Raw genomic sequence first — 15,985 nt, 5'->3', positions numbered from 1 at the left:
GATCAATCCCTAACAAAAGCGCACGCCACGCAGCTGCCGCATTTATAATGGCCGCCTTCGCGCAACTCATCAGGCTCTCAGTTCTTGGCAAATATAGATAACCCGGCCGCCGAAATGGCGGCCGCTGGCTTTTACCGCATCGCTCTCGGCGTGGAATACAAAGGCTCGCGCTATCGCGGCTGGCAGCGCCAGGCGTCAGGCGTGCTGACGGTGCAGGAAACCCTGGAGAAGGCCTTGTCCAAGGTCGCCGATTCGCCCGTATCGCTGATGTGCGCCGGACGTACCGATGCCGGCGTGCACGCCTGCGGCCAGGTGGTGCACTTCGACACTCAGGCTGAACGCACGATGAAGGCATGGGTGATGGGCGCCAATATCAATTTGCCCCATGACGTCAGCGTCAGTTGGGCCAAGGTCATGCCTGCGCACTTTCATGCGCGCTTCAAGGCCATTGCCCGGCGTTATCGCTATGTGATCTATAACGACCAGATCCGTCCCGCGCACCTCAACGAAGAAATCACCTGGAACCACCGTCCGCTGGATGCCGAACGCATGGCCGAGGCTGCGCAGCACCTGGTGGGTGTGCATGATTTCAGCGCATTCCGTGCCGGCCAGTGCCAGGCCAAGTCGCCGATCAAGGAAGTCCATCACCTGCGGGTGACCCGCCACGGCAAGATGATCGTGCTGGACATCCGCGCCGGCGCCTTCCTGCACCACATGGTGCGCAACATTGCTGGCGTATTGATGACCATCGGTACCGGAGAACGCCCGGTGGAATGGGCCAGGGAAGTGCTGGAAAGCCGCATCCGCCGCACGGGCGGCGTCACGGCGCATCCGTTTGGCTTGTACCTGGTGGATGTGGAGTACCGCGACGAGTTCGAGCTGCCGCAACGCTTCATCGGGCCACACTTCCTCACAGGGTTCAGCGAACTTGACGGCTGACGCCCGGAAAAGCTTTTGTTACCATCCGGGACTTTCTCGGTCCAACCCCTGAGGTTTCTACGATATGTCTGCCGTTCGCAGCAAGATTTGCGGGATTACCCGCATAGAAGACGCGCTGGCGGCAGTCGAGGCGGGGGCGGATGCCATTGGTCTGGTGTTTTATGCCAGGAGCCCACGGGCGGTGAATGTGTTGCAGGCGCGGGCAATCATCGCTGCGTTGCCGCCGTTCGTGACCACCGTGGGCTTGTTCGTCAACGCCAGCCGCTGCGAGCTCAATGAAACCCTGGATGCCGTACAGTTGGATATGCTGCAATTTCACGGCGACGAAACCCCGGATGAATGTGAAAGCTACCAGCGCCCGTATATCAAGGCGTTGCGAGTCAAGGCGGGTGACGACATCGCGCGTGCCTGCGCTGCCTATTCCGGCGCGCGTGGCATTCTGCTGGACACGTATGTCGAAGGCGTACCGGGTGGGACCGGCGAAGCGTTTGATTGGTCGCTGATCCCCGAGGGGCTGAGCAAGCCGATCATCCTCGCCGGTGGGCTCAATCCCGCGAATGTCGCGGCGGCTATCGAGCAGGTTCGGCCGTATGCCGTGGATGTCAGCGGTGGGGTAGAGCAATGTAAGGGCATCAAGGATCACAGCAGGATTCGCGCATTCATGCAGGCCGTGCGCAACAGCAGTGGCGGGATGTGACGGCTGGCAGTCTGCCGCCGTCCATAACTACCACTGTGTAAAACAGTCCGGTGCCGCCTGAGGGAGGCCCGGAAATGAAGTGGCAACCTGCACTGGCAGGCTGTCTGGAAGGCTGAGGATGCAGGCTGGAAATGGCAGGTCGAACGTCTGACCCCGTCCAGCCTGTGTCATCGCCACATATGAATTTAGCTCAAGGGCATACGCGGGGCTGTGTTCAAGCCACCGGTACTGGAGAAAGAAAGCATGAGCAACTGGTTAGTAGACAAGCTGATCCCTTCGATCATGCGTTCCGAGGTGAAAAAAAGCTCGGTTCCTGAAGGTCTGTGGCACAAGTGCCCATCCTGCGACGCGGTGCTGTACCGCCCCGAGCTGGAAAAGACCCTGGATGTTTGCCCCAAGTGCAACCACCACATGCGTATCGGCGCCCGCGCCCGCATCGACATCTTCCTCGACGCCGACGGCCGTAACGAGCTGGGCGCCGACCTGGAGCCAGTTGACCGTCTCAAGTTCCGCGACGGCAAGAAGTACAAGGACCGCCTGACCGCTGCGCAAAAGCAGACCGGTGAGAAGGACGCGCTGATTTCCGTCAGTGGCAAGCTGCTGGGGATGCCGGTGGTGGTGTCGGCGTTCGAGTTCTCCTTCATGGGCGGCTCCATGGGGGCCATCGTCGGCGAACGCTTCGTGCGCGCCGCCAACTACGCCCTGGAAAACCGTTGCCCGATGATCTGCTTCGCCGCCTCCGGTGGTGCGCGGATGCAGGAAGCGTTGATCTCCCTGATGCAAATGGCCAAGACCTCCGCGGTGCTGGCGCGTCTGCGCGAAGAAGGCATTCCGTTCATCTCCGTGCTGACCGACCCAGTCTACGGCGGCGTTTCCGCCAGCCTCGCGATGCTCGGCGACGTGATCGTCGGTGAGCCAAAAGCCCTGATCGGCTTTGCCGGCCCGCGCGTGATCGAGCAGACCGTGCGCGAGAAGCTGCCGGAAGGCTTCCAGCGCAGCGAGTTCCTGCTGGAGCACGGCGCAATCGACCTGATCATCCCGCGCGGTGAACTGCGTCCACGCCTGGGTAGCCTGCTGGCACAGATGATGGGCCTGCCGACACCTGTTTACGTCGCGCCTAAAGTCGAGCCGATCGTTGTACCCCCGGTGCCTGCGAACCTATGACCCAACGTACCCTGGGCGAATGGCTCGCCTACCTTGAGCAGTTGCATCCGTCCGCCATCGACATGGGCCTGGAGCGCTCGCAACAGGTAGCGGCCCGCCTTGGGTTGGGCCGGCCGGCACCGCGAGTGATCACGGTGACCGGCACCAATGGCAAAGGCTCTACCTGCGCCTTTGTTGCCGCGCTGCTGCAAGCCCAAGGGCTGAAAGTTGGCGTGTACAGCTCGCCGCACCTGCTGCGTTACAACGAGCGGGTGCAACTCAATGGCATCGAAGCCACTGATGAGCAACTCTGCGAAGCCTTCGCTGCACTCGATGCCGGGCGAGGCGAGATTTCCCTGACTTACTTCGAAATGGGCACCCTGGCGGCGTTCTGGCTGTTCGAGCGTGCGCAACTGGATGTGGTTGTATTGGAAGTGGGCCTGGGCGGACGCCTGGACACCGTCAACGTGGTGGATGCCGACCTGGCGCTGGTCACCAGTATTGGCGTGGACCATGCCGACTACCTGGGGGATACCCGCGAGTCCGTGGCTTATGAAAAGGCCGGGATTTTTCGCCAGGGTAAGCCTGCGCTGTGCGGTGATCTGGATCCGCCGCAGCCCTTGCTGGACAAGGTGCGTGAGCTGGATTGCCCATTCTTCCTGCGTGGCCGCGAATTCAATCTTGATATCGGTGACCGGCACTGGCAGTGGCGCGGGCGGGATGCGCGTGGGCTGGCTGTAGAGCTGCGCGATCTGCCCTTGCTGAATCTGCCGATGGAAAACGCCGCGCTCGCGCTGCAAGCCTATCTGTTGCTGGACCTGCCTTGGCATGCTGAGCAGATTGCTGCGACGTTGCTGGCGACTCGCGTGGTGGGGCGTCTGGACCGTCGCGGGTTCGACTGGCACGGTAAGCACCTGAACCTGCTGCTGGATGTGGGGCATAATCCCCATGCAGCGCAGTACCTGGCAAAACGCCTGGCGCGCACGCCGCCGGTGGGGCGTCGCCTTGCTGTATTCGGTTTGCTCGCCGATAAGGACTTGGAGGGCGTGGTTGCGCCGTTGCTGGACAGCGTCCAGGCATGGGCGGTCGCGCCGCTGGACACGCCCCGTAGTCGTCCGGCCCATGAGCTTGAGATCGCGTTACAGAACCTTGGTGCGCCCGTGGCGTCGTATGCAGGCGTGACTGCTGCCCTGGAGGCTCAGTGCGCGGTGGCGACGGCCGAGGACGAGATTCTGTTGTTCGGATCATTTTATTGTGTTGCCGAGGCGCTTGAGTGGTTGGCCCGGCGCTCCACGGAGGAAGCTGCACATGGCATTACTGGATAGCGCATACAAGCAGCGAATGGTTGGAGCCCTGGTGCTGGTGGCATTGGCGGTGATTTTCCTGCCGATGCTGTTTTCCCGTCAGGACGAGCAGCGCCAGGTGGTCGTCGAGGCCCCGGCTGCGCCCCAGGCCCCGGCGGTACCGCAAGTGCAGGTTGAACCGGTGGTAGTACCGGAGCCGCAGGCATTGCCGGAAGAAGAGCCGGTGCCGACTGATGATGAGGTGGCCGCGCAACAGGCGCCGTCGATGCCGGTTCAGCCAAGCGTCCCGGTGGTCAAGCCGACACCTGCTCCGGCGGTCGCCGCCAAGCCTGCGACGCCTGCGCCCAAGCCTGTAGCGCCGCAGCCTGCTGCGCCGGGCAAGCCGGATGTGGGTCAGAGCCGTATCGATCCGAATGGTTTGCCGATCAGTTGGTCGATCCAGGTGGCCAGCCTGGGCAATCGCGAAGGCGCTGACGCCTTGCAGAAAAAGCTGCGTGCCCAGGGTTACAACGCCTACATCCGTAGCGCCGACGGCAAGAACCGGGTGTTTATCGGGCCGCTGATCGAGCGCGCAGAGGCCGACCGGCTGCGGGATTTGCTGGACCGTCAGCAGAACCTGAAAGGCTTCGTGACCCGTTTCCAGCCTGAGCGCGGCTGAGCCCGCATCGATTCCAGCCTGGAATGCAATCAAATGTGGCGGGGTTGAAATCGGGCCGGCCCGCCACAAACTATTGATTTGCAAAGCAGCCGCAATCACAGCTTACCGACAGCCCGACGCTCTGCTAAAATGCGCCGCCTTATCCGTCCGTAGGCTCAAACGTGCCATTTACCTGGGTTGACTGGGCGATCGTTGCAATCGTCGCCATCTCCGCTTTGATCAGTCTAAGCCGCGGCTTCGTAAAAGAAGCACTGTCGTTGCTGACCTGGATCATCGCAGGAGTCGTAGCCTGGATGTTCGGCGGTTCATTGTCGGTCTACCTGGCCGGATACATCGAGACACCTTCGGCTCGTGTCATCGCGGGCTGCGCCATCATGTTCATCGCCACGCTGCTGGTGGGGGCAATGGTCAATTATCTTATTGGCGAGTTGATACGTGTCACCGGCCTCTCCGGGACCGATCGATTTCTCGGCATGGCCTTCGGTGCTGCGCGTGGCGCGTTGCTGGTGGTCGTGGCGGTCGGGCTATTGAGCCTGGGGCCGGTACAGCAGGATTCGTGGTGGCAGGAGTCGGTACTCGTGCCAAAGTTTCTATTGGTTGCAGATTGGTCCAAGAACCTCATATTGGGGTGGAGCAGTCAGTGGCTGGCCAGCGGAATCAGCGTACCCGCTGATCTTCCGTTCAAGGAACACCTCTTGCCGGCCAAAACGCCGCAGTAAGCTGTGTTCAGTCAAGATTCATTAAGTAGGGGTTGCGTCGCATGTGTGGCATCGTCGGTATCGTCGGTAAGTCGAACGTCAATCAGGCGCTGTATGACGCGCTAACCGTCCTCCAGCACCGCGGCCAGGACGCTGCCGGTATTGTGACCAGCCACGACGGCCGGTTATTCCTGCGCAAGGACAATGGCCTAGTACGTGACGTGTTCCATCAACGTCACATGCAGCGCCTCGTCGGGCACATGGGCATTGGCCATGTGCGTTACCCGACCGCCGGTAGCTCGACTTCGGCCGAAGCTCAGCCGTTCTACGTCAACTCGCCTTACGGCATTACCCTGGCGCATAACGGTAACCTGACCAACGTTGAGCAACTGGCCAAGGAAATTTACGAATCTGACCTGCGCCACGTCAACACCAGTTCCGACTCGGAAGTGCTGCTCAACGTGTTCGCCCACGAGCTGGCCCAGCGCGGCAAGCTGCAGCCGACCGAAGAAGACGTGTTCGCCGCCGTGATCGACGTGCACAACCGTTGTGTCGGCGGTTATGCCGTCGTTGCGATGATCACCGGCTACGGCATCGTCGGCTTCCGTGACCCGCACGGTATTCGTCCAATCGTGTTCGGCCAGCGTCACACCGACGAAGGCGTCGAGTACATGATCGCGTCCGAAAGCGTATCCCTGGACGTGCTGGGCTTCACCCTGATTCGCGACCTCGCGCCGGGCGAAGCGGTGTACATCACCGAAGACGGCAAGCTGCACACCCGGCAGTGCGCCGTCGCGCCGAAACTCACCCCGTGCATCTTCGAACACGTCTATCTGGCGCGTCCGGATTCGATCATCGACGGCGTTTCGGTATACAAGGCGCGCCTGCGCATGGGTGAGAAGCTGGCCGACAAGATCCTGCGCGAGCGTCCCGAGCACGATATCGACGTGGTGATCCCGATCCCGGACACCAGCCGTACCGCTGCGCTGGAGTTGGCCAACCACTTGGGCGTCAAGTTCCGCGAAGGCTTCGTGAAGAACCGTTACATCGGTCGCACCTTCATCATGCCGGGCCAGGCTGCGCGCAAGAAGTCGGTGCGCCAGAAACTCAACGCCATCGAGCTGGAGTTCCGCGGCAAGAACGTGATGCTGGTGGACGACTCCATCGTACGCGGCACCACCTGCAAGCAAATTATCCAGATGGCCCGCGAAGCCGGTGCGAAGAACGTGTACTTCTGTTCCGCAGCGCCTGCCGTGCGTTACCCGAACGTGTACGGTATCGACATGCCGAGCGCCCACGAACTGATCGCCCACAACCGCACGACCCAGGACGTGGCCGACCTGATCGGCGCGGATTGGCTGATCTACCAGGACCTGCCGGACCTGATCGAAGCGGTCGGCGGTGGCAAGATCAAGATCGAGCAGTTCGACTGCGCCGTGTTCGACGGCAAGTATGTGACCGGCGATGTCGACGAGGCCTACCTGAACAAGATCGAGCAGGCGCGTAACGACTCGTCGAAGATCAAGACCCAGGCGGTCAGCGCGATCATCGATCTGTACAACAACTGAGTAGACACCGGCCCTGAGGGGCCGGTTTTGTATCTTAAATAAAGAATTGAGTAAGGAGTCGCAGCATGAGTCAGGAATGGGATGCCGGTCGCTTGGACAGCGACCTCGATGGCGTAGCTTTCGATACCCTGGCTGTGCGCGCCGGCCAGCACCGCACCCCGGAAGGTGAACACGGTGACCCGATGTTCTTCACTTCCAGCTACGTATTCCGCACTGCTGCTGACGCCGCTGCGCGCTTTGCTGGCGAAGTGCCGGGTAACGTTTATTCCCGCTACACCAACCCGACTGTACGCGCGTTCGAAGAGCGTATTGCGGCCCTGGAAGGCGCAGAGCAGGCGGTGGCGACGGCCACCGGCATGGCGGCGATCCTGGCGGTGGTAATGAGCCTGTGCAGTGCCGGCGACCACGTGCTGGTGTCGCGCAGTGTGTTCGGTTCGACCATCAGCCTGTTTGAGAAATACTTCAAGCGCTTCGGGATCGAAGTGGACTACGTGCCCCTGGCGGATCTGTCCGGTTGGGATGCGGCGATCAAGTCCAACACCAAATTGCTGTTCGTCGAGTCGCCGTCCAATCCGCTGGCCGAGCTGGTGGATATCGCCGCATTGTCCGAAGTGGCCCACGCCAAGGGCGCAATGCTGGTGGTCGATAACTGCTTCTGCACGCCTGCCTTGCAGCAGCCCCTGAAGCTGGGCGCGGACATTGTGGTGCATTCGGCCACCAAGTTTATCGATGGCCAGGGCCGTTGCATGGGCGGCGTGGTTGCCGGTCGCTGCGAGCAGATGAAGGAAGTGGTGGGCTTCCTGCGCACCGCCGGCCCGACCCTGAGCCCGTTCAACGCCTGGATCTTCCTCAAGGGCCTGGAAACCCTCAGCCTGCGTATGAAGGCCCATTGCGCCAACGCTCAGGCCCTGGCCGAGTGGCTGGAGAAGCAGGACGGCATCGAGAAAGTGCATTACGCCGGCCTCAAGAGCCATCCGCAACACGCGTTGGCCCAGCGCCAGCAGCGTGGATTTGGCGCCGTGGTGAGCTTCGAAGTGAAGGGCGGCAAAGAGGGCGCCTGGCGCTTTATCGATGCGACGCGCCTGATCTCCATCACGGCCAACCTGGGTGACAGCAAGACCACCATTACCCATCCGAGCACTACGTCCCACGGACGCCTGGCGCCGCAGGAGCGTGAAGCGGCCGGTATCCGGGACAGCCTGATCCGCGTTGCGGTAGGCCTGGAAGACGTCGCTGATCTGCAGGCTGACCTGGCCCGCGGGCTGGCTGCCTTGTGATCGAGTGGTCCATGGAGGCCGCAGCGGCCAGTAATGGGCGCGTTGCCCTGGTGACGGGCGCGGCGCGGGGCATTGGCCTCGGGATTGCCGCGTGGTTGATCAGCGAAGGCTGGCAGGTGGTCTTGACCGACCTGGACCGCGAGCGCGGTTCCAAGGTGTCCAAGGTGCTGGGCGACAACGCCTGGTTTATCACCATGGACGTGGCTGACGAGAAACAGGTGGCCCAAGGGGTCGCCGAAGTCCTGGGGCAATTCGGGCGCCTGGACGCATTGGTCTGTAACGCTGCGGTGGCCCACCCGCACAATATCACCCTGGAAAGCCTTGACCTGGCTTACTGGAACCGCGTGCTGGCCGTTAACCTCAGTGGGCCGATGTTGCTGGCCAAGCATTGTGCGCCATACCTGCGTGCCCATGGCGGCGCCATCGTCAACCTGGCATCGACCCGGGCCCGCCAGTCGGAGCCGGATACCGAGGCCTATGCGGCGAGCAAGGGTGGCTTATTGGCCCTTACTCACGCCTTGGCGATGAGCCTCGGGCCGGAAGTGCGGGTGAATGCGGTCAGCCCTGGCTGGATCGATGCCCGTGATCCTGCCGCGCGGCGTGCCGAGCCTTTGACCGATGCCGATCATGCCCAGCACCCGGCGGGCAGGGTGGGTACGGTGGAGGACGTGGCGGCGATGGTGGCGTGGCTGCTGTCGCGCCAGGCCGGGTTTGTCACGGGGCAAGAGTTTGTGGTGGACGGTGGCATGAGCAAGAAGATGATTTACAGCGAGTAGGGCAGGTAGCCGTCTTGAAGCAATTTTGTCTTTTTCAGAAAAACTTCAAGCAGGCTATTGACTTAGGTCCGCTACCTGCGTAAATTTCGCGGCCTCAACGAAGCAAAGGGTGATTAGCTCAGCTGGGAGAGCATCTGCCTTACAAGCAGAGGGTCGGCGGTTCGATCCCGTCATCACCCACCACTTCTTGAGAGTTTTACCTTCGGGTGAGACGCAACGTTAAAGGTTGCACCGACGCGCAGCGGTAGTTCAGTCGGTTAGAATACCGGCCTGTCACGCCGGGGGTCGCGGGTTCGAGTCCCGTCCGCTGCGCCATATTTTCAAGGTTCGATTTATCGGGCTTGAGGTTGAACAGCCAAGGCTGGTCGATCAGATGTTCAAAGACGGTTGAGGCGGTTTGCTCGGCCGGTCAAGCGATACGCAGCGGTAGTTCAGTCGGTTAGAATACCGGCCTGTCACGCCGGGGGTCGCGGGTTCGAGTCCCGTCCGCTGCGCCATATCTGCTTCAAGGCCCACTGAACGCCTTGAAGCACAAAGAAAGCCACTGGCTACTTTGATCCGATAGCAAAGACCCTGGTCGAAAGACCGGGGTTTTTTGTGTCTGCGATTCGGCAATTTTTTGCGGGAGCCGGCGAACCGGCTCCCATTGATTTGTCAGAAGCCCAGCTTATCTCGCAGCCCGTAATACCAGGCCCCCAGTGCCGCAAACGGTGTGCGCAACAGTTGCCCGCCCGGAAATGGGTAGTGCGGCAGGTCGGCAAACGCATCAAAGCGCTCTGCCTGGCCTCTCAGCGCTTCCGCCAGTACCTTGCCCGCCAGGTGGGTGTACGTCACGCCATGGCCGCTGCAGCCCTGTGAGTAGTAGATGTTGTCGCCCAGGCGGCCGACCTGCGGCAAGCGCGACAGGGTCAGCAGGAAGTTGCCGGTCCAGGCGTAGTCGATCTTTACATCCTTGAGTTGCGGGAAGGCCTTGAGCATCTTCGGGCGGATGATTGCTTCGATGTTCGCCGGGTCGCGCGCGCCATACACCACGCCACCGCCGAAGATCAGGCGCTTGTCACGGGTGAGGCGATAGTAGTCGAGCAGGTAGTTGCAGTCCTCTACGCAGTAGTCCTGCGGCAGGAGGGTCTTGGCCAGTTCATCCCCGAGTGGCGCCGTCGTGATCACCTGAGTGCCACAGGGCATCGACTTGGCCGCCAACTCCGGCACCAGGTTGCCCAGGTAGGCATTGCCCGCGACGATGATGAACTTGGCCCTGACCTTGCCTTCGGCCGTGTGGACCACCGGGTTGGCACCCCGCTCGATGCGCACCGCCGCCGATTGTTCGTAGATCGTACCGCCCAGTGACTCCACGGCTGCGGCTTCACCCAGTGCCAGGTTGAGTGGGTGGATGTGGCCGCCACTCATGTCCAGCAGGCCGCCGACATAGTTGTCACAGGCCACTACCTCGCGAATGCGACGCTCGTCCAGCAACTCCAACTGTGTATGGCCGTAGCGCTCCCACAAGCGTTTTTGCGACTCCAGATGGCCCATGTGCTTGCTGTTGAGTGCCGCGAACACGCCGCCGTCCTTCAGGTCGCACTGGATCTGGTATTTGGCGACCCGCTCGCGAATGATCCTGCCGCCTTCGAACGCCATCTGCCCCAGCAGCTGCGCCTGCTGGGGGCCGACACTGCGCTCGATCACATCAATGTCACGGCTGTAGCTATTGACGATCTGCCCGCCATTGCGGCCCGACGCGCCAAAACCCACCTTTGCGGCTTCCAGTACCGTGACGCGAAAACCGTTCTCCAGCAGAAACAGCGCGCTGGACAGGCCGGTATAGCCGGCGCCAATCACGCACACATCGGTTTCGGCGTCGCCTTGCAGCCTTGGGCGCGGCGGAACGGCATTTGCTGAAGCGGCGTAATACGACTGGGGGTAGGGGGTGTTCGCCATCCTGGAACCTCTGTTTTATATTTTTTACGAGTGCCCCGATCCTACCTGAGTTGAAAATTGCCTGCCAGCCACCCAAAAAAGCGCGGTGCCCCGGCTGCAAATAAATAATTCGCATATTCATAGGCTTAGCTGCAAAAAAGATGTTGACACCCCTTCGGAATTCCGTAGAATGCCGCCTCACAGCAGGCACGTAGCTCAGTTGGTTAGAGCACCACCTTGACATGGTGGGGGTCGTTGGTTCGAGTCCAATCGCGCCTACCAAACAAAATCCGCTCTGCTGGGCGGTCTAGAAGGGCTCACCGAAAGGTGAGCCCTTTTTTGTTCGTGCGATTTATTACTACCCGAAAATCTTCCCACCCCCACCTAAAGTAATCGACACCCAGGCCGATAGTGCTCGCAAACCTCTTACTCTCGGACATCTGGCATGCTTATCAACATCAGCACTACCGCCTCCGTAGCAAGCACTCCAAGCACTGTCAGCTCGACGGCTACCGAAACCAAGGAAAGCACAAGCAGCGCAGGCGGCATGACCGTCAACATGCACGCTGATTCCAATGGTGCGGCAGGTGTAGGTGGTGGTGGTCAAGCCTCCTCGCTCTCGAAGGAGTCCGATACCGTCAAAGAGTTGAAGAAGCAGATCGAGCAGTTGCAAAAGCAGCTTCAAGCGCAGCAGCAAGCCTTGCAGAAAGCTCAGTCCAGCAATCAGAGTGCAGAAGCCAAAGCGGCGGCAGTGGCGGCGGCGCAGATGCAGATCGCTGGCACTGCGGCGGCGTTGCAGACAGTGACTTCCGCGCTGTTGCAGGCGGTCATTGATGAGGGCAACAGCACGTCGGGTTCGATGGTCAGTACCACCGCCTGATAGTTGCAAAAGTGTGTTGAATCTCAGCCTTCACTGTCGATTCAACACACTTTCTCCCGCTCCCACCGGCAAGCGATATACATCCACCAGCGCCCACACTCCCAGCAGCGCCACTCCGACGAACGCCACGCGAAAATCCCCGACCTGCGCGTGCATCTCATGCCCTTGCACACTCATGGATGCCCGTAGCAGCAGCGCCGCCACCGTTACGCCCATCCCCATGGCCAGCTGGAATGACATGCTGAACAGCGCCGACGCCTCACTCATGCGCGGCTTGGGCACATCCGCGAAGCCGATCGAGTTGTAGCAGGTGAACTGCATCGAGCGTGACAGACCTCCCACAAACAACACGGCCGCGATCAGTACAAATGGGGTCTGCGCCGTGAAAAGCGTGCAAGCGGCTATCGACACCACGCCGATCACCCCGTTCACCAGCAAGACCTGGCGAAACCCATAGCGGCGCATGATGGCCGTGGTGAACGGTTTCATCGCCAGATTGCCAGCGAATACCGCCAGCACCAGCAAGCCTGCGTCCACCGGGGGCAAGCCAAAGGCGACTTGAAACAGCAGCGGCAGCAGGAACGGCAGGGCGCTGATGGCCAGGCGAAACAGCGAGCCGCCGTAGATACTCACACGAAATGTATCGATGGACAGGGTCTCGAGCGGCAATAAGGGGGCGCTGGAATGGCGGCAATGGCGCAGAGCCCACACTGCCAGCGCGATGCCTGCCGCGACCAGCACGGCGCCTGGAATAAGCCGCGCACCGTTCGGGTTACCCAGCCATTCCAGCCCGCCCAGCAGGGCCACGCAGGCGCCTGCCAGCAGCAAAAAGCCCTTGGCATCGAACTGGCGAACCCTGGCTTCGCGGCCTTCCGGTACCAGCCACAGTGCGGCGGCCAGTGCCAACGCACCCAGCGGCAGATTCACGTAGAAGATCCATGGCCATGATGCATGAGTCACGATCAAGCCGCCGACCAGCGGTCCCAGAATCGGCGCGACCAGGCCGGGCCAGGTAATGATCGCGATCATTTTCACCAAGTCTTTCTTATCCGTATTGCGCAACACCGCTAAGCGCCCCACGGGCACCATCAATGCGCCGCCGATGCCTTGCAGGACTCGGGCGAACACGAACATCTCAATACTGTGGCTCAGCCCGCAGAGCAACGAGGCGAGGGTGAACAGGATGATTGCGCCAGCGAATACCCGGCGCGCACCAAAGCGGTCGGCGACCCAGCTGGACAGCGGTATGAAGATCGCCACGGCGAGGATATAGGCGGTGATGCCGATGTTCATGTCGACCGGCGTCACCCCGAAGGCGGTCGCCATGGTCGGTAGCGCGGTGGCGATGACCGTGGCGTCGAGGTTCTCCATGAAGAAGGTCACGGCGACCACCAGGGCAATCAGGCGGGTTTGTAGACTGAGGCGGTTTTGCGCGGCGGAATCTGGAGTGGGTGAGCTCACCGGTGCTGCCCTTTTTCAGTGAACGGTTTGACGAAGAAGGCCGATCAACTGCCAGATGCGCCGCGCCCGATAAACGGGCGGCGTTAAGATGAGCGAATCCTTCGTGGTCTGTCCACATCTTGTTACTCGTGCGCCCCTCGATTGCCCACAAAATTTATTGGTTTGCAGCAACAATTTTTCTTGTTGGACACCTCCCGCTCCCAGGCAGCACAGTTGCCGCCACTGACGCTCGCCCTGACGGGTCAACAATAAAAAACCGAGCCGACTGCACGCCACTTCCTGCTGTGAACCCTTTGTTCACATCCTGCTGTAATGGCGCCGCAGCGCGCACTTAAGGACCTCTCCGCCATGCAAACTGTTGTGAACTTATGGCCGTTGATCGGCGTACTTGTGATCGTGGTTGGCTTTGTTTTGCGTTTCAATCCGCTGTTGGTGGTCACCGCCGCGGCTATCGCCACCGGGCTCGCTGCCCACTTCCCCCTGGAGAAAATCCTCGCCACTATGGGTGATGGTTTCCTACAGACTCGCGCCCTGCAATTGATCCTGTTGTTGCCTCTCGCAGTCATCGGTTTGCTGGAGCGCCACGGCTTGCGCGTGCACGCGCAGAACTGGATTGCGCGGTTTGAGCGCGCCACGGTCGGACGCCTGCTGATCATCTATCTGTTTGTGCGCGAATCCACCGCAGCCATGGGCTTGACCAGCCTCGGCGGGCACCCGCAGATGGTGCGCCCGCTGCTGGCACCGATGGCCGAAGGCGCGGCGGAAAAGCGCTACGGCAAACTGCCTGACAAACTGCGTCACAAGGTGTTGGCCATGTGCGCTGCCACCGATAACGTCGGCCTGTTTTTTGGTGAGGACATCTTCGTCGCCTTTGGTGCGATTGCGTTGATGCATACCTTCCTGCTGGGTTCGGGGATCGACGTAGAGCCGCTGCACATTGCGGTGTGGGGCATTCCTACGGCGATCTGCGCCTTTATCATTCACGCGATCCGACTTCATCGGTTTGACCGAAGACTTACCCGCGAGATGACGACCGCCGTGACCCCAGTGGAGGCCGCGCAATGATCATCTCCATCCAATACCTGTACTGGCTCGCCGGGGTCCTGCTGCTGATCACCGCCGGCATGATTCTGTTGGATCGGACCCATCCCAAGCGCTGGTCCAGCGCACTGTTCTGGCTGCTGTTCGCCATCCCGTTCCTGGTGGGGGAGCGCCTGCCCTCGGTGGTTGTCGGTGCGGGGGTGGTGGTGATGGCACTGATTGCCGGTCTGGGCGGCGTCGGCCGTGGCACCCATGCTGAGTTGCATGACAAGGCTTCGCGCGCCAGTGCCGGTCGCCTCGGGCATAAACTGTTTATCCCGGCGCTGGCGATCCCCCTGACCACGGTGATTGGTTCGGTCTTGCTCAAGCACACCGAGATTGGCGGGGTACCGCTGCTGGATCCGAAAAACACCACCTTCGTCTCCCTCGGTATCGGCTGCCTGATCGCCCTCGGGCTGGCCTGCTGGCTGACCCGTGATACCCCGGTGCAAGCCTTGCGCGAATCCCGACGACTCACCGAGGCCTTGGGCTGGGCCATGGTGCTGCCGCAGATGCTGGCGATGCTTGGCCTGCTCTTCAATGAAGCAGGTGTCGGCACGGCTGTCGCCCATGTCACCACCACCTACATCAACCTGGATTTCAAGTTGGTGGCGGTCATGGTGTACGTGTTGGGCATGGCGCTGTTTACGGTGATCATGGGCAATGGCTTCGCGGCATTCCCGGTGATGACCGGGGGCGTCGGCGTGCCGGTGCTGGTGGGTATCTACGGCGGTAACCCGGCGGTGATGGCCGCCATCGGTATGTTCTCTGGCTACTGCGGTACGCTGATGACGCCGATGGCGGCCAACTTCAATATCGTGCCGGCGGCGTTGCTGGAGTTGCCGGACAAGAACGCGGTGATCAAGGCGCAACTGCCGACCGCGTTGATGATGCTGGTGGTCAATATTGTCCTGCTTTATGTGTTGATGTGAGGCCAAGATGCGAACTGTATTGCTGACGGGGTTCGAGCCCTTTGATCAAGACCTGGTGAATCCTTCTTGGGAAGCGGTGCGCCAGTTGGATGGCGTGCAACTCGACGATGATGTGCGGATTGTTGCGCGCCGATTGCCCTGTTCGTTTGCCACGGCGGGTGAGTGCCTGCTCCAACTGATCAGTGAGCTGCGCCCGGCAATGGTCATTGCCACTGGGTTGGCCCCCGGGCGCAGCGAAATATCCATCGAGCGGGTGGCGATCAACGTCAACGATGCGCGCATCCCCGATAATCGGGGGGAGCAGCCCATCGACACGGCGGTCGTGGTCGGCGGCCCTGCGGCCTACTTCTCGACGCTGCCGATCAAGGCCATGGCCAGGGCGGTGCTCGAGGCGGGGATTGCGGTTTCGGTATCGCAGACGGCGGGCACCTTTGTGTGCAACCAGGTGTTCTACCGCTTGCAACACGAACTCGCGGGCTCGGGTGTACGCAGTGGTTTTATCCACGTGCCGAGCCAGCTTGGAGCGGGCCTGGTCGATGGGCTGCGCATCGCGGTGTCGACGGCATGGAATACCCCGGTGGACGTGGTTGAGGTCGGCGGTCAGGTGAGTTGACTTCTTACGTGATGCGGTAAGCTCGACTACAGTTCAGCTACA

General features: G+C 61.2%; 15 protein-coding genes and 4 tRNA genes. 17 read left to right on the top strand and 2 right to left on the bottom strand.

Annotated elements, in window-relative coordinates; translation table 11 throughout:
- Positions 1-114: 114 nt before the first annotated feature.
- The 12 genes from truA (at position 115) to M2397_RS17495 (ending at position 9,557) form a co-directional block, all read left to right on the top strand.
- Entirely contained in the window at positions 115-939 is an 825-nt protein-coding gene (gene truA, locus M2397_RS17550) for a tRNA pseudouridine(38-40) synthase TruA (protein WP_131700548.1), read from the top strand.
- Positions 940-1,003: 64 nt separating this feature from the next.
- Positions 1,004-1,636, top strand: a complete 633-nt coding sequence (locus M2397_RS17545) for a phosphoribosylanthranilate isomerase (protein ID WP_184743086.1) — start codon at positions 1,004-1,006, stop codon at positions 1,634-1,636.
- Between the two features lie 243 nt (positions 1,637-1,879).
- Positions 1,880-2,800, top strand: coding sequence for an acetyl-CoA carboxylase, carboxyltransferase subunit beta (accD, locus tag M2397_RS17540; protein WP_027604076.1), 921 nt, complete (start codon positions 1,880-1,882; stop codon positions 2,798-2,800).
- Positions 2,797-4,104 carry a bifunctional tetrahydrofolate synthase/dihydrofolate synthase gene (folC, locus tag M2397_RS17535; protein ID WP_259244149.1) on the top strand — a complete coding sequence of 436 codons (1,308 nt, stop codon included), beginning with the start codon at positions 2,797-2,799 and terminating at the stop codon, positions 4,102-4,104. The genes accD and folC overlap by 4 nt, the downstream gene beginning before the upstream one ends.
- The gene (locus tag M2397_RS17530) at positions 4,088-4,741 is read left to right on the top strand and encodes an SPOR domain-containing protein (RefSeq protein ID WP_131700519.1); all 654 of its coding nucleotides are present in this window, start codon (positions 4,088-4,090) and stop codon (positions 4,739-4,741) included. The genes folC and M2397_RS17530 overlap by 17 nt, the downstream gene beginning before the upstream one ends.
- A gap of 161 nt (positions 4,742-4,902) precedes the next feature.
- On the top strand, positions 4,903-5,460 hold the full coding sequence (locus M2397_RS17525) for a CvpA family protein (protein ID WP_003192538.1): 558 nt from the start codon (positions 4,903-4,905) through the stop codon (positions 5,458-5,460).
- A gap of 41 nt (positions 5,461-5,501) precedes the next feature.
- Entirely contained in the window at positions 5,502-7,007 is a 1,506-nt protein-coding gene (gene purF, locus M2397_RS17520) for an amidophosphoribosyltransferase (protein ID WP_027604079.1), read from the top strand.
- Positions 7,008-7,072: 65 nt separating this feature from the next.
- On the top strand, positions 7,073-8,284 hold the full coding sequence (locus tag M2397_RS17515) for an O-succinylhomoserine sulfhydrylase (RefSeq protein WP_131700520.1): 1,212 nt from the start codon (positions 7,073-7,075) through the stop codon (positions 8,282-8,284).
- A gap of 11 nt (positions 8,285-8,295) precedes the next feature.
- Positions 8,296-9,060, top strand: a complete 765-nt coding sequence (locus M2397_RS17510) for an SDR family oxidoreductase (RefSeq protein ID WP_259244148.1) — start codon at positions 8,296-8,298, stop codon at positions 9,058-9,060.
- Between the two features lie 107 nt (positions 9,061-9,167).
- A tRNA-Val gene (locus M2397_RS17505) sits at positions 9,168-9,243 on the top strand.
- A gap of 55 nt (positions 9,244-9,298) precedes the next feature.
- Positions 9,299-9,375: transfer RNA gene (locus M2397_RS17500), tRNA-Asp, on the top strand.
- 105 nt (positions 9,376-9,480) lie between these two features.
- Positions 9,481-9,557: transfer RNA gene (locus M2397_RS17495), tRNA-Asp, on the top strand.
- Between the two features lie 157 nt (positions 9,558-9,714).
- On the opposite strand, the gene M2397_RS17490 is transcribed toward M2397_RS17495, so the two are convergent.
- A complete protein-coding gene (locus tag M2397_RS17490) occupies positions 9,715-10,998 on the bottom strand; it encodes an FAD-binding oxidoreductase (RefSeq protein ID WP_184743081.1) in 1,284 nt (427 codons plus the stop codon).
- 184 nt (positions 10,999-11,182) lie between these two features.
- Between M2397_RS17490 and M2397_RS17485 the strand changes: the two genes are divergently transcribed.
- A tRNA-Val gene (locus M2397_RS17485) sits at positions 11,183-11,259 on the top strand.
- A gap of 163 nt (positions 11,260-11,422) precedes the next feature.
- The gene (locus M2397_RS17480) at positions 11,423-11,857 is read left to right on the top strand and encodes a hypothetical protein (protein ID WP_131700523.1); all 435 of its coding nucleotides are present in this window, start codon (positions 11,423-11,425) and stop codon (positions 11,855-11,857) included.
- A gap of 30 nt (positions 11,858-11,887) precedes the next feature.
- Here M2397_RS17480 and M2397_RS17475 read toward each other — a convergent pair whose 3' ends face one another.
- A complete protein-coding gene (locus M2397_RS17475; RefSeq protein ID WP_259244147.1) occupies positions 11,888-13,318 on the bottom strand; it encodes a DHA2 family efflux MFS transporter permease subunit in 1,431 nt (476 codons plus the stop codon).
- A 348-nt stretch (positions 13,319-13,666) separates the two neighbouring features.
- Here M2397_RS17475 and M2397_RS17470 point away from each other — a divergent pair, with 348 nt between their 5' ends.
- Genes M2397_RS17470 through pcp form a run of 3 tightly spaced genes read left to right on the top strand, consistent with a single transcriptional unit; the run spans position 13,667 to position 15,943 of the window.
- On the top strand, positions 13,667-14,383 hold the full coding sequence (locus M2397_RS17470; RefSeq protein ID WP_131700525.1) for a DUF969 domain-containing protein: 717 nt from the start codon (positions 13,667-13,669) through the stop codon (positions 14,381-14,383).
- Positions 14,380-15,330, top strand: a complete 951-nt coding sequence (locus tag M2397_RS17465) for a DUF979 domain-containing protein (RefSeq protein WP_065927250.1) — start codon at positions 14,380-14,382, stop codon at positions 15,328-15,330. Before M2397_RS17470 ends, M2397_RS17465 begins: the two co-directional genes overlap by 4 nt.
- A 7-nt stretch (positions 15,331-15,337) precedes the next feature.
- Positions 15,338-15,943, top strand: coding sequence for a pyroglutamyl-peptidase I (gene pcp, locus M2397_RS17460; RefSeq protein ID WP_259244146.1), 606 nt, complete (start codon positions 15,338-15,340; stop codon positions 15,941-15,943).
- The last annotated feature ends 42 nt before the right edge of the window (positions 15,944-15,985 follow it).

Source organism: Pseudomonas sp. BIGb0381 (assembly GCF_024809815.1).
Taxonomy (GTDB): domain Bacteria; phylum Pseudomonadota; class Gammaproteobacteria; order Pseudomonadales; family Pseudomonadaceae; genus Aquipseudomonas.
Note: the sequence above shows the minus strand (reverse complement) of the source record. Positions and strands in the feature narration are given on the sequence as shown.